5 protein-coding genes and 9 pseudogenes are annotated in these 13218 nt (G+C 67.0%); 7 read left to right on the top strand and 7 right to left on the bottom strand.

The window, feature by feature from the left end; genetic code table 11:
• The first annotated feature begins 9 nt into the window (after positions 1 to 9).
• The 6 genes and pseudogenes from rng (at position 10) to tldD (ending at position 6755) form a co-directional block, all read left to right on the top strand.
• Positions 10 to 1471: pseudogene (gene rng, locus ACUDAL_RS04470) on the top strand (ribonuclease G).
• The gene (locus tag ACUDAL_RS04475; protein WP_444677273.1) at positions 1468 to 2193 is read left to right on the top strand and encodes a YhdP family protein; all 726 of its coding nucleotides are present in this window, start codon (positions 1468 to 1470) and stop codon (positions 2191 to 2193) included. Before rng ends, ACUDAL_RS04475 begins: the two are co-directional and overlap by 4 nt.
• Positions 2088 to 4223 carry a YhdP family phospholipid transporter gene (locus ACUDAL_RS04480; protein ID WP_444677274.1) on the top strand — a complete coding sequence of 712 codons (2136 nt, stop codon included), beginning with the start codon at positions 2088 to 2090 and terminating at the stop codon, positions 4221 to 4223. The genes ACUDAL_RS04475 and ACUDAL_RS04480 overlap by 106 nt, the downstream gene beginning before the upstream one ends.
• Positions 4199 to 4549 carry a hypothetical protein gene (locus ACUDAL_RS04485; RefSeq protein ID WP_444677275.1) on the top strand — a complete coding sequence of 117 codons (351 nt, stop codon included), beginning with the start codon at positions 4199 to 4201 and terminating at the stop codon, positions 4547 to 4549. Before ACUDAL_RS04480 ends, ACUDAL_RS04485 begins: the two co-directional genes overlap by 25 nt.
• Positions 4489 to 5208, top strand: a pseudogene (locus ACUDAL_RS04490) (YhdP family protein); the annotation flags it as partial. The gene ACUDAL_RS04485 and the pseudogene ACUDAL_RS04490, both read left to right, overlap by 61 nt.
• A gap of 94 nt (positions 5209 to 5302) precedes the next feature.
• A pseudogene (tldD, locus tag ACUDAL_RS04495) lies at positions 5303 to 6755 on the top strand (metalloprotease TldD).
• Positions 6756 to 6827: 72 nt separating this feature from the next.
• On the opposite strand, the pseudogene yjgA reads toward tldD, so the two are convergent.
• Positions 6828 to 7332: pseudogene (gene yjgA, locus ACUDAL_RS04500) on the bottom strand (ribosome biogenesis factor YjgA).
• A 132-nt stretch (positions 7333 to 7464) separates the two neighbouring features.
• Here yjgA and pmbA point away from each other — a divergent pair.
• Positions 7465 to 8803, top strand: a pseudogene (pmbA, locus tag ACUDAL_RS04505) (metalloprotease PmbA).
• Here the strand turns inward: pmbA and ACUDAL_RS04510 are convergent.
• The 6 genes and pseudogenes from ACUDAL_RS04510 to lptB form a co-directional block, all read right to left on the bottom strand.
• Positions 8800 to 9068: pseudogene (locus ACUDAL_RS04510) on the bottom strand (HPr family phosphocarrier protein). The pseudogenes pmbA and ACUDAL_RS04510 overlap by 4 nt on opposite strands.
• Positions 9069 to 9070: 2 nt before the next feature.
• Positions 9071 to 9990 (bottom strand): annotated as a pseudogene (gene rapZ / locus ACUDAL_RS04515) (RNase adapter RapZ).
• A gap of 40 nt (positions 9991 to 10030) precedes the next feature.
• A pseudogene (ptsN, locus tag ACUDAL_RS04520) lies at positions 10031 to 10500 on the bottom strand (PTS IIA-like nitrogen regulatory protein PtsN).
• A 6-nt stretch (positions 10501 to 10506) separates the two neighbouring features.
• The gene (hpf, locus tag ACUDAL_RS04525; protein WP_444677276.1) at positions 10507 to 10815 is read right to left on the bottom strand and encodes a ribosome hibernation-promoting factor, HPF/YfiA family; all 309 of its coding nucleotides are present in this window, start codon (positions 10813 to 10815) and stop codon (positions 10507 to 10509) included.
• 108 nt (positions 10816 to 10923) lie between these two features.
• Positions 10924 to 12332, bottom strand: a pseudogene (locus ACUDAL_RS04530) (RNA polymerase factor sigma-54).
• A 153-nt stretch (positions 12333 to 12485) separates the two neighbouring features.
• A complete protein-coding gene (gene lptB / locus ACUDAL_RS04535) occupies positions 12486 to 13217 on the bottom strand; it encodes an LPS export ABC transporter ATP-binding protein (RefSeq protein WP_444677277.1) in 732 nt (243 codons plus the stop codon).
• Between the last annotated feature and the right edge of the window lies 1 nt (position 13218).

A 13218-nucleotide genomic window follows, 5' to 3' on the forward strand; every position in this document is an offset into this window, starting at 1 on the left:
GATTCCCGCATGAGCGGCGAAGTATTGATCAACCTGACGCCGATGGAAACCCGGGTCGCCGTGGTGGAAAACGGGGTCTTGCAGGAGGCGCTCATCGAGCGCACGCGGCGGCGCGGCATCGTCGGCAACATCTACAAGGGGCGCGTGGTGCGCGTCCTGCCCGGCATGCAGGCGGCATTCGTCGACATCGGGCTGGACCGGGCGGCCTTCATCCATGCCCATGAGATCATGCCGCCCGGCACCCCGCCGGACGAGCAGGTCTCCATCGGCCATCTGCTGCATGAGGGGCAGGCGCTGGTGGTTCAGGTCACCAAGGACCCCATCGGCTCCAAGGGTGCCCGCCTGACCACGCACCTGTCGGTGCCGTCGCGCTACCTGGTCTACATGCCCGACTCCCCCATCACGGCGTCTCCCAGCGGATCGAGGACGAGCGCGAGCGCGAGCGGCTGCGCTCGCTGCTGGAAGCGTGCCAGGCGGAGCAGGAGCTCGAGGTCACCGGCGGATTCATCGTGCGCACCGCGGCCGAGAACGTGGGCAAGGAAGAGCTCTATGCCGACATGCATTTTTGCTGCGGCTGTGGCGAAAGGTCAGCGAGCGCAAGGTGACCGCCAGCGCTCCCAGCGTGATTTATGACGACCTGCCGCTGTTCATCCGCACCCTGCGCGACCTGATGCGCGACGAGATCGAGAAGGTGCGCATCGACTCGCGGGAAAATTACGTCAAGCTGATCGAGTTCGCGAAGGAGTTCATGCCCGACTCCAGCGCGCGCATCGAGTACTACCCCGGGGAGCGGCCGATCTTCGATCTTTACAGCGTCGAGGACGAGATCCAGAAGGCACTGGGCCGCAAGGTGCAGCTGAAGTCGGGCGGCTACCTGGTGATCGACCCCACCGAGGCGATGACCACCATCGACGTCAACACTGGCGGCTACGTCGGCCATCGCAATCTCGAAGAGACGATCTTCAAGACCAACCTCGAGGCGGCTAACGCCATTGCCCGCCAGCTGCGCCTGCGCAACCTGGGCGGCATCATCATCATCGACTTCATCGACATGGAAGACCCCGAGCATCAGCGCCAGGTGCTGCGCGTGCTCGAGAAGGCGCTGGAGCGCGACCACGCCAAGACCAAGTGCACCGGCGTGACCGAGCTCGGCCTGGTGCAGCTGACCCGCAAGCGAACCCGCGAGAGCCTGGAACAGACCCTTTGCGAGTCGTGCCCCACCTGCGGCGGACGCGGCATGCTCAAGACCGCCGAAACGGTCTGCTACGAGATCTTTCGCGAGATCCTGCGCGAGGAGCGCGCCTACAGCGCCGAGACCTACATGGTGCTGGCCTCCCAGCCGGTGGTGGATCGCCTGCTCGACGAGGAGTCTGCCGCGGTGGCTGACCTGGAAGCCTTCATCGGCAAGACCATACGCTTCCAGGTGGAGAGCCACTACTCCCAGGAGCAGTACGACATCGTGCTGATGTGAGCGCCGGGATGCCTGCCGCCCGCTGGATCGTCCGTTGGCTGCTGACGCTTATTGCCGTGCTGCTGGCGCTGGTGGCGCTGCTGCTGTTGACGGTGCGGGTGGCGCTGACCCAGGTGGATGCGCTGGAGCCACGCGTGGAAGCGCTGCTCGAGGCGCGCTCCGGCGCGCATGCCGAGCTGCAGCGACTGAGCGTTCGCCTGGCGGGACTGGACCCGCTGGTGGAGGGCGGCGGGCTCATGGTACGCACCCACGCCGGGCCCGATGCGCTGCCGCTGCTGGAGGTCGAACATGCGCGGCTGCGGCTGGCTACCATGGCCAGCCTGCGCCATGGCATGCCGGTGGTCGAGGAGGCACGTCTATCGGGGCTGACCCTGCATCTCTACCAGGACGCGCAGGGCGGCTGGCACTGGCCCGATCCTGCCGACATCCCGCCCATGCTGATGGACGGCGACTTCGACCTGGAGGAGCTCGATGCCTGGGTCGGCACGCTGCTGCGCCAGCGTGCCTGGGTTGAGGACCTGCGCTTGGTACTGCATGGCCGCGACCGACGCCTGGAGCTGCATGCCCCCCGCGTGTTGCTCACCGGCGATGAGCGCCGGGCCCACCTGGAGGGGAGGTGCACCTGGAAGGCCAGGAGGAGGCATCGCTGCAGGCGGTGCTGGAAATCCTGCCCGGCCCCGCCGGGTTTCGCGACTTCAGCGCGGCGCTGCAGGCCGACATGAAGCTCGATACCCTGATCGACCTGGTCGAGATATTCACCCATGACGACCCGCTGCGGCTGGAAGATGCCAGCGGCGACGTGCGGCTATGGGGGCGCTGGCATCGTGGGGCGCTTGCCGATGCGCGCCTGGATGTCGATGTGCCACGGCTGGCGCTGCGCCGTGACGACGAGATCATCCTGCTCGAGCCTCTGCGTGCCCGCGGCCAATGGCTGCGCAGTGAGTCGGGCTGGGAGGCCTGGCTGCAGGGCGATGCGTCTGCCGCCGAGCGCGCCGAGCCCATTGCACTGCGCGAGGAGGACGAGCCCGCGCTGCCGCACTACTGGCACCTGCGCTACGGCGACGAGGGTTGGTGGCTGACGACCAGTCGTTTCGAACTGGCGTCGCTGGCCGCCTGGCGAGACCGCGTGCTGCTTCCCGAAGGATTGATCCGAACTTTGGATGCCCTCGAACCGCGCGGCCTGGTCTCGGGGCTCGGCTTCGGCCGGCGCAACGGCCACTGGGTGGCGCAGGCCGCAGTGCATCAGGTCGAGGTGGAGCCTTGGGATGCCGTGCCCGGAGGCGGCCCGCTCGATGCCTGGGTCGAAGCGCGAGACTTCACCGGTCGCGTGCAGTTTGCCGGGGTCGGTGAGCCGGCGTTCAAGCTGCCCCAGCTCTATCCGGAGCCCATGGCGTTGTCGCATGCCAGCGGCGAGGTGCGCTGGAGCTATGACGGCCCGCGCACCTTTGTCAGCGGGCGCGGACTCCAGGCGGGCTGGCAGGGCGCCGAGGTGGAGGGTGGCTTCGGCCTGGCCATCGGCGGTGGCATGCACGGCGGCCTGGGACTCGACCTGCGCTTTCGCGATGTGGATGCCGTCGAGCGCCCGCTGATGGACTGGCTGCCTGCCGACGTGCTGGGTGACCAGCTCGATGCCTGGCTGGCTGCCGGCATTGCCGGACGGGTGGCCCAAGGGGAGCTGCGGCTGCATCTGCCGCTGTTGAGCGAGGGTTCGAGCGTGGCACCGCGGCTGCAGCTCGACCTGGATATCGAGCAGGGCAGGCTGCCCTTTGCTCCGCAGTGGCCGGTGATCGAGGGCCTTGAGGGGCGCCTGCGGGCCGGCATCGACAGTCTGGAGGCGGATGTCCACTACGCCGAGAGCCTGGGAGTGCAAGCAACCGAAGGTCGCGTCGTGCTGGGCGATGGCCTGCTGCGTATCAGTGGAGATCTCGCCGGGGAGGCCGCCGACGTGCGTCGCTACCTGGCCAATGTACCGCTCGATGCCATGGCCCATGTAGAAGAGTGGCGTGGGGAAGGCAGCGCCACGGGCAAGCTGGACGTTGCCATGACGCTGGGCGATGCGGACGACCTCGCCCTGGCGCTCAAGACCGAGGTGGCGCTGGAGCGGCTAACCTACCTGCCGCTCGGCCTTCAGTTTCGTGAAGTCCGCGGCCCGCTTGCCTGGCTGCAGCGCGGCGACGAAGGCGGGCTGGCGGGCGAGATCAGTGCCAGCGTGCTCGGCGGCCCCCTGCGACTCGACATCGACACCCTGGCCGGGCGTGTGACAGGCGAAGGCGCCGTGCAGGTGAACCAGGCGCTGCAGCTGTTCGATGCCGGCGCTCTCGGCGAGCTGGCGTCGGGGCGCCTGCCGTGGCGGGCGCGGCTCCAGCTCGGTGAGCACAGCAATACGCTGCGTCTGGACAGCACGCTGAGCGGATTGGCCATCGACCTGCCCGCGCCGCTGGGCAAGCAAGCGCAGGAGTCCCGCCCGCTGTGGGTCGACGTCGATCTCGACCGGCGCTGGGTCGAGGCCGAGATGGGGGGCGACATGCGCCTGCGCTGGCGTGGCCTGACGGAGTCCTCGCTGGGACAGGGCCAGGCATGGCTGGGGCGCCTACCGGACTCCCCGGTGTGGCACGACGGGCCGGGCTGGCAGGTGGAGCTCTATCAGTCGCGCCTCGATCTTGCCCAATGGGGGCGGCCCTGGCACCGCTGGCTGATGGCGGCGGCGCCATGGGCGGCGACGGCGAGATGCCCCTGCGCCGGCTGCGCGTAGAGGCGGCTTGCCTGGTGGGCCCCGACGACTGCCTGGGAGTGATGACCGCCGAGGCATCACCGCACCGCGGTGGAGGATGGCGCGTGGGGCTGCAGGGCGACCTGCTCTCGGGCTATTTCGACTACCGCCCCGCGCTGTCCGACCCTCTCGATATCGCCCTGACCCGCCTGCGCCTGGATGGCCTGCTGCCGACAGGCAGCGAGGAACGGGGCGGCTGCTCGATGAGATCGACGTGCCGCCCGAATCAGCGCCGTTGCCGACGTGGGTGGCCGACCTGCCCGACGGCCGCCTGCGCATTGCCGATATCGCCTATCAGGGGCGGCTGATCGGACCCTTCACGGCCTACTGGCAGGCCGGGCCCAACCGGCTTGCGGTGGCTCCGCTGGGACTTTCGCTAGGGCAGGTCACAGCGCGAGGCGAGGTGGTCTGGGAGGCGGCAGGCCACCAGGATACCCTGACCCGTTCGCGGCTCGACCTGGATGGACGCGACCTAGGCACCGCCCTGGAGCGCCTCGGCCAGCCGGTGGTCATTCGCAGCGGCGAGACGCGGGTGCGTACCCAGCTCGCCTGGCCCGGCGCACCCTGGCAGTTCGCCCTGGCGCGTTCGCGCGGCAGCATAGAGCTTGAGCTGCGCGACGGCCGTTTCGTGCAGCTCGAGTCGCCCACCGCTCGGGTGGTGGGGCTGCTCAACGTGGATAACCTGCTGCGTCGCCTGCGCCTGGACTTCTCCGATGTCACCGGCCAGGGCACCGCCTTCGACCATGTGATTGGCGCCGCCACGCTGTATGGTGGCATTCTGGAAACCAGTGGGCCGGTCAGAATCGCCGGACCGGCCACCTCGTTCACGCTGGACGGCACGGTCGACCTGGCTCGCCAGGAACTTGACCAGCGCCTCGGCGTCACAGTGCCAGTGAGCAGCAGCCTGCCGTTGGCTGCCGTGCTGGCCGGCGCCCCCGTGGTGGGCGGTGCCTTGTTCATTGCCGATCGGCTGTTCGGCAGTGCCATCGACCGAGTCACCCGAATTCATTATCGCGTCCGCGGCCCTGGACCGATCCGGACGTCAAACTGGAAACCGCCGAATGACACATCAATCGCCCGCGATGCTGGATACCGCCATCGATATCCTGTTGCGACCGGGAGGGCTCGACCTGGGCTCCTGGAGATGGGCCTTGGCCATGCGCTCGGCCCGGGCATCGATTATGCCGATCTCTATTTCCAGCGCAGCTGGCATGAAAGCTGGGTGCTCGAGGATGGCGAGGTCAAGGAGGCCGGCTACAACATCGATGGCGGCGTCGGCGTGCGCGCCATGGCCGGCGAGAAGACCGGCTTTGCCTACTCCAACCAGATCACCCCGAATGCTCTGGCCGAGACAGGGCGCACCGCCTCCGGCATCGTGCGCAGCGGCGCCTCGCTCAAGGCGGCGCCGAGCGTCCTGGCGCATGCCGATATCCGTTATGCCGATATTGATCCCTGGCCAGCCTCTCGGCCGAGGAGAAGATCGCGCTGCTCAAGCAGGCTGATCGCGTGGCGCGTGCCGCCGACCCGTCGGTCACCCAGGTCAGCGCATCGCTCACCGGCGTGCACGAGATCATGTTGGTGGTGGCCAGCGACGGCACCCTGGCCGCCGACGTCCGCCCGCTGGTGCGTTTCAACGTCAGCGTGATCGCCGCCAGGAACGGCCGTCGCGAGCGCGGCAGCGCCGGTGGCGGCGGCCGCTATGCCATGTCCCGCCTGCGGGACGACAACGTCGCCGAGCGCTTCGCCAAGGAGGCCGTGCGCCAGGCGCTGGTCAACCTCGACGCGGTTGATGCTCCGGCCGGCCAGCTGCCCGTGGTGCTGGGGCCGGGCTGGCCCGGCATCCTGCTGCACGAGGCCGTTGGCCACGGCCTGGAAGGCGACTTCAACCGCAAGGGCAGCTCCGCCTTCGCCGGGCGCATGGGCCAGCGCGTGGCGGCGCCCGGTGTCACCGTGGTGGACGATGCCACCCTGGCGGATCGGCGCGGCTCCATGAGCGTGGATGATGAAGGCACCCCCGGGCAGTACACCCCGCTGATCGAAGACGGGATCCTGACGGGCTACATGCAGGACAAGCTCAACGCCCGGCTGATGGGCATGGCCGCGACCGGCAACGCGCGCCGTGAGTCCTTCGCTCACATGCCGATGCCGCGCATGAGCAACACCTACATGCTGGCCGGCCAGGACGATCCGGTCGACATCATCAAGAGCGTGCGCCGCGGACTCTATGCGGTCAGTTTCGGTGGGGGGCAGGTGGACATTACGTCGGGCAAGTTCGTGTTCTCCGCCAGCGAGGCGTACCTGATCGAGGACGGGCGGATCACCGCGCCGGTCAAGGGTGCCACGCTGATCGGCAATGGCCCCGAGGCGATGGGTCGGGTGTCGATGATCGGCCACGACCTCGAGCTCGACACCGGCATCGGCGTGTGTGGCAAGGAGGGGCAGGGCGTGCCTGTTGGCGTAGGCCAGCCAACCTTGAAACTTGACGAGCTCACCATCGGTGGAACCCAATCCTGAGACGCCCTCGGTGGCGCGCGTTCGCCCCCTGGAGGCGTGGTCAGGCACGCAGACCGGTCGGCCTGCGCGCGCTCACAGCCCCGCGGTATCGCGGATCAGCCGGAACAGCTTGCGCGCATTGGCTGGCGGCTTGCTCGCTCGCGCTCGCTCTTGGCGTTGCGGATCAGCTGGCGCAGGGCCTGGCGGTCCACGTCGGGGAAGTCTGCGATGAAGGCCTCGACGGCCTCGTCGCCTTCGTCGAGCAGCCGGTCGCGCCATTTTTCGAGGCGGTGGAAGGCCAGGTCGCGGTGCCGGGCCTCTTGCTCGATTTCATCGAACACGGCCTGGATGGCGTTGAGGTCCTCGCGGCGCATCAGCTTGCCGACGTACTGCATGTGGCGCCGACGCCCTTCGTGGGAGCGGATGCGGGAAGTCTCCTCCACGGCGGCGAGCATGTCCTCCGAGAGGGGAAGCGCGCGCGTTCGGCGGGCGTCATGGCAATGATCTGCTCGCCCAGCGCCTGCAGCGCATGCATCTCGCGCTTGAGCTGGGACTTGCTGGGCCGTTCGTCGGCGGAGGAAGGGAGATCCTGGGTCATGCGGTTGTCCGTCAATGAGCGCAGCCGCAGGTGGCGAGGCTCAGGTGAATTTCCGCCACAGTATACACATCGCTTCCGTGCGGCACATGACACCGGTTCTTCGGTTCGCACCGGAACACAAGGGAGAATGACATGACAAAGGCTTTCGATGCTAAGGCGCAGCAGGCGTTGCTGGAGGCCCGGGCCGAACAGGCGCTGGCGCTGGCGCGCCGGCTGGGGGCCGATGCCTGTGAGTTCGGTGGCAGCGTCGACCAGGGGGTCGGTGTCAGCGTACGCGAGGGCGAGGTCGAAAGCGTCGAGCTATCGCGCGACCAAGGCATCGCGGTGACGGTCTACCTGGGCGGCCACAAGGGCAGCGCCTCCTCGACTGACGCCAGCGAGCGTTCGATCCAGGAAGTGGTGGAAAAGGCGCTGGCCATCGCTCGCTACACCGGAAAGGACCCGGCGGCCGGGCTTGCCGACCGCGAACTGATGGCGAGCCACCTGCCCGATCTCGACGTACATCACCCCTGGCCGCTGTCCACCGAGGAAGCGATCGAGCTGGCGCTGGCCTGCGAGGCGGCAGGGCGCGGAGAGCCTGGCATCCGCCAGTCCGAGGGGCCTCGCTCTCAAGCGGTGAAGGCGTGCGCATCTATGCCAACAGTCATGGCTTTCTCGGCACCCAGGCCGGCAGTCGGCATTCGCTGTCGTGCATGCTGATCGCGGAAGACGCCCAGGGCATGCAGCGCGACTATGAGTACAGCAGTGCGCGCAGCCCCAGGCGCTGCTGGATCCCGAAGTGATCGGCCGGCGGGCGGCCGAACGCACGCTCAAGCGCCTGGGCGCACGCCGACCTGCAACGGGGCGCTTCCCGGTGCTGTTCGACGCCACCGTGGCCGACGGCCTGATCGGTCACCTGATGAATGCCATTGCCGGCGGCGCGCTGTTTCGGCAGTCCTCGTTCCTGTGCGACCGGCTGGGCGATGCCCTGTTTCCCGAGTGGTTCACCCTTGGGGAGCGGCCGCTGGAGATCGGTGCCATGGCCAGCTCCCCGTTCGACAACGATGGCGTGCAGACCCGCGATAATGTCTTCATCGAGAACGGCCGGCTGGCTGGCTACATGCTGTCGGCCTATAGCGCCAGGCGGCTGAACATGCAGACCACCGGCAATGCCGGGGGCGCCCGCAACCTGCGCATCAGCGCGCCGCTGACGCCGCGCGAAGCGCTGCTGTCACGCATGGGGCGCGGCCTGCTGGTCACCGAGCTGATGGGGCAGGGCGTCAATGGCGTGACCGGCGACTACTCCCGCGGCGCGGCCGGGTTCTGGGTGGAAAACGGCGAGATCCAATACCCGGTGGAGGAGTTCACCATCGCCGGCAACCTGGAGGCGATGTTCAAGGGGCTGGAGGCGGTGGGCAGCGATACGGATACCCGTGGCAGCGTGCATACCGGCAGTTGGCTGATCGACGAGCTGACCGTGGCCGGCAGCTAGCCCTCTTCCTCGAAGCGTGCGTCGAACAGCGCTTCGATGGCCGCCAGGGCCGCCGCTTCATCCGGCCCTTCGGCGCTGACCTCAAGCTCGGTGCCGCAGGGGCGCCCAACATCAGCAGCGCCATGATGTTGCGCGCATCGGCCTGCTGGGCGTTGCGGCTGACGATGATCCTCGCGTCGAAGCGCTGGCAGCACTGCACTAGCTTGGTTGCGGCGCGGGCATGCAGGCCGCGCTTGTTGGTCAGGGTGAGCTTGCGGCTGGACACGCTCATGATTCCTTACTGGTAGGTGGCGCCTGGGGCGACTCCGCTTCGTGACCGATGGGGGTATGGATGCCCAGCTCGCGGTGGCGCAGCCGCACGTCGGGCTGCTGCTGGGCGAGATGATGGGCCAGGCGTTCCGCCAGGTAGACGGAGCGATGCTGGCCACCGGTACAGCCGATGGCGACGGTCAGGTAGCTGCGGTGGGAGTCGCGGTAGGCCGGCAGCCAGCGTTCCACCCAGTTCAAGATGTCGCTGTGCATCGCCTCGACCAGCGGGTACTGCTCGAGAAATTCAATAATGCTGGCGTCGCGCCCGGTCGCCGAGCGCAGCCGCGGGTCCCAGTAGGGGTTGGGCAGGCAGCGCGCATCGAACACGATATCTGCGTCAAGCGGCACGCCGCCCTTGAAGCCAAACGATTCCACCGTCAGGGTCAGCTGGTCGGCGCGGTGGCTGGCTACCTGGTCGGCAATGCGGCCGCGCAGGTCATGTACGGAAAGCCGTGAGGTGTCGATGACCAGGTCGGCGAGGTTGCGAATGCCGCTGAGCGTGGCGTGCTCCGTCTCGATCGCTTCCTTCAGCGTCATGTTGCTGCCGCGGGTCAGGGGTGGCGACGCCGCGTGGCCGAGTAACGTTCGATCAGGATGCGTGCGTCGGTGGTGAGATAGATCACCTGGCAGTCCACGCCGCGCTCGCGCAGCTCCTCAAGCAGACGCGGGAAGCGTTCCAGTGCATGGGGGAGATTGCGCGCATCGACGCTGACGGCAATGGCAGAGTGGCCGGCGGGGCTGTCGCGTAGTTCGTCGACCAGAGAGCCCAGCAGCATGGCGGGGAGGTTGTCGATGGCGTAGTAGCCGATATCCTCGAGCGCCTGCAGTGCGATCGATTTGCCGGAACCGGAACGGCCACTGATGATCACGAGCTGCATGGCGGATCTCCTGAGCGAATGGCGGGCCGTGCGGGCGGCGTCAGGGTGACGCTTGTCGTCGTATGGCCTCGATGAGTCGTTCGTGGAGTTCGCGCTGGCTTTCGCACTTGCGCAGTCTCGCACGGGTCTCGGCGTCGTTCATGGTGCCGGCTACCTGGCTGAGCAGCGCCAGGTGGGTGTCATCGGCCTCCTCGGGCACCAGCAGCACGAAGACCAGATCCACCGGTTCGCCGTCGATGGCGTCGAAGTCGATCGGCTCGGCCAGCTTCAGAAAGGCCGCTACCGGGCTGTGGCAGTGCGGGCTTCTTGCGTGAGGAATGGCAACCCCGTTGCCGATGCCGGTGCTGCCAAGGCGTTCACGCCCCACCAGCCGGGCAAACACTTCCTGGCTGTCGAGGCTCGGGGTATTCTGCGCGATGAACGTGCTGAAGAACTCCAGCACACGTTTCTTGCTGCCCCGGGCACGCCGAACAGGGCGCGCTCCGGGGGCAGAATGGTTTCTAGTGACATGGCGTCTCAGCGAATGCCGGCGCCTTGGGCGCGGGCTTGGGCCTTTTCCTTGTGCTTGACCATCTGGCGGTCGAGCTTGTCGGTGAGGGCGTCGATGGCGGCGTACATGTCGGGATCGGAGGCTTCCGCATGCAGATCGGCGCCGGCTGCGTGCAGGGTGCAGGCGGCCAGCATACGTTCCTTCTCTACCGACAGGGTGACGTGGACGTTGGTGATGTTGTCGTAATGACGCTGAACGCGGTTCAGCTTCTCGCTTACGTAGTCACGCAGGGCATCGGTCAGCTCTACATGGTGGCCGGTGATATTGACTTGCATGACAGGCTCCTTCGTCCGTCGAGTGGTGGCTCGATTGTAACCCTTTTTAGGGCCTAGCAAACCCCCTCGCTACCCGCATTTGTCCGGGATCAAACCCGCCTCTCAAGCCTAGCGGAAACGCTTGCGTTCGCTCGACGAGGGGATACCCATGGCCTCACGATATTTGGCGACGGTACGTCTGGCGACCCGGATGCCTTCTTCTTCGAGCAGCTCGACCAGGCGGCTGTCGGAAAGCGGCTTGCGTGGAGGTTCATCCTGCACCATCTTGCGGATCCGTGCACGTATCGCGGTGCTGGAGTGCGCATCGCCCTCGCCGCCGCCCACGTGGCTCGAGAAGAAGTACTTCAGTTCGAACACCCCGCGCGGCGTATGGATGTACTTCTGTGTGGTCACGCGTGAAATGGTCGATTCGTGCATCTCAACGGCCTGGGCGATGTCGGCCAGGATAAGCGGGCGCATGGCTTCCTCGCCCTGCTCGAGAAAGTCGATCTGGCGCGCCATGATCTCGCTGCCGACCCGCAGCAGGGTGTCGTTGCGGCTGGCAAGACTCTTCATCAGCCAGCGCGCCTCTTGCAGGTGATCCTTGAGAAACTGATTATCGGCGCTCTTGTCGGCGCGCTTCACCAGCGACATGTAGTCGGGCTGGATGCGCAGCCGAGGGAGCGCTTCGGCATTGAGCTCGACGCGCCAGCCGTGGACGTCATGGATGGCCAGCAGGTCGGGCGTGACGTAGTTGCCGCTGACCTCGACGTAGGCACTGGCAGGGCGCGGGTCGAGCGAGCGAATCAGCGCGATGACAGCCTCCAGCGCTTCGTCGTCGAGCCCCAGGCGGCGCTTGAGCAAGCGGCGGTCGTCGGCGGCCAGGGCTTCGAGGAACTGGCGCACCAGCCGGCGCGCCTGGGGCAGCAGCGGAGTGGTGTCGGGCAGCGTGGCCAGCTGCAGCAGCAGGCATTCGCGCAGGTCGCGGGCGAAAACGCCGGTCGGCTCGAATTGCTGCAGACGCAGCAGGACCTGCTCCACTTCTCGGGTGGTCAGTCCGTCGAGTCCCTGCTGGCGAAGCCCGTCGCGCACATCATCAAGCGACTGGGTGAGGTAGCCGGTACCGTCGACGGCATCGATCAGGCTTTCGGCGATCAGCCGCTGGCGTTCGCTGAGGTCGGTCATGGCCAGCTGCCAGGTCAGGTGGCCGGCCAGGCTCTGAGCGCTGGCCTGGCGCTCGAAGTCAGGGCCTTCGCCGCTGCCAGCGCTGCCGTGATCGGGATAGGTGTCCGTCCACTCGCTGTCGGTGGTCAGCTCTGAGGGAATGTCGTCGTTCCAGTCGTCCGGGGGGCGTCGTCGACCCGCGTCTCGCCGTACTGCTCGTCCAGTTCGAGCATCGGGTTGGCCTCGAGGGCCTGCTGGATTTCCTGGCGCAAATCAAGCGTGGAGAGCTGGAGCAGGGCGATGGCCTGCTGCAGCTGTGGCGTCATGGTCAGCTGGGTGCCGACTCGCAGTTGCAAAGAGGCTTTCATGGCCATGAGAGAAAGTGCTCATCTGCCGAAAAAACCACCCTATTCCGCTTGAGCGTTGGTTGCAAGATGTGTTGCTGCAATATGCATGCCATGCGCAAATTTCATGCCCCAACACTTGACAGTCTGCAGCATCAGTGTGTTGTGAGGAACAAGGGGGCGTCAGAGGCGGAAATCTTCGCCGAGGTAAACTTCCCGCACGCGTCGATTGGCCAGGATGGTGTCGGCATCGCCTTCGGCGATGATCTGGCCGTCGCCGACGATATAGGCGGTATCGCAGATATCCAGCGTCTCGCGCACGTTGTGGTCGGTGATCAGCACACCGATGTTGCGTGCCTTGAGCTGGCGAATGATGCCCTTGATCTCGCCGACGGAAATGGGGTCGACGCCGGCGAAGGGTTCGTCAAGCAGGATGAAGGCGGGCTCGGTCGCCAGGGCGCGGGCGATCTCGACCCGCCGCCGTTCGCCGCCAGACAGGCTCATGCCCAGGTTGTCGCGAATGTGGGTGATATGGAAATCTTCCAGCAACTGCTCCAGCCGTGCGTGGCGGCCACGCTTGTCGAGGTCACGGCGCGTCTCGAGGATCGCCAGGATATTGTCCGCCACCGACAGCTTGCGAAAGATCGAGGCCTCCTGCGGCAGGTAGCCGATGCCGGCTCGTGCGCGCTCATGCATGGCGCTGCTGGAGAGATCCAGCTCGTCGATGCAGACGTTGCCGGCATCGGCCTTGACCAGCCCGACGATCATGTAGAACGAGGTGGTCTTGCCGGCGCCGTTGGGCCCGAGCAGCCCGACGATGCTGCCCTGGGCGATGGACAGGCTGATGTCGTGCACCACGCGGCGGCGCTTGTAGCTCTTGGCCAGGTGCCTGGCGTACAGCGTCTTCGTCGTCATC

The organism is Halomonas sp. E19, from assembly GCF_052439355.1.
Classification (GTDB): Bacteria; Pseudomonadota; Gammaproteobacteria; order Pseudomonadales; family Halomonadaceae; genus Halomonas.